This window comes from Vibrio sp. 10N.222.55.C6 (genome assembly GCF_041473395.1).
Taxonomy (GTDB): domain Bacteria; phylum Pseudomonadota; class Gammaproteobacteria; order Enterobacterales; family Vibrionaceae; genus Vibrio; species Vibrio crassostreae_C.
This window is the reverse complement of record NZ_JBFRSD010000298.1, coordinates 1-290: the sequence shown is the minus strand read 5'-3', so window position 1 is coordinate 290 and position 290 is coordinate 1. Positions and strand designations below refer to the sequence as shown.

Here is a 290-nt window from a genome sequence, read left to right as displayed (position 1 = left end):
CGGGAACTCACCAAATGACGCAACAAGTGCAGGGCCATAAAAAGTCACCAATCCAGTTTTGGCGTAGATGCCTAACAGTAATGCTGTGGCATCTGAATAGCCGACGATGATCTTAGGGTCGTCTCTAAGGGCATCATAATCGATGTATGACAACAGTGAGTTACTGTTGTTACCACCAATGGTCGACATAATGCAGCGCACGTCAGGATCTCGAATGAGCTGATTGAGTTCTTCGGCTCGCGCTTGAATGGAACCAGAACGATACCCTTCTGACTCTCCAGTTAACAAAC

At 47.2% G+C, this 290-nt stretch carries 1 protein-coding gene; it reads right to left on the bottom strand.

All coding sequences use genetic code 11. The annotated features are described in order from the left end of the window. Positions 1-290, bottom strand: a 290-nt coding sequence (locus AB4486_RS23770) for an LD-carboxypeptidase (protein ID WP_372119043.1), incomplete at both ends; no start/stop codon positions are given.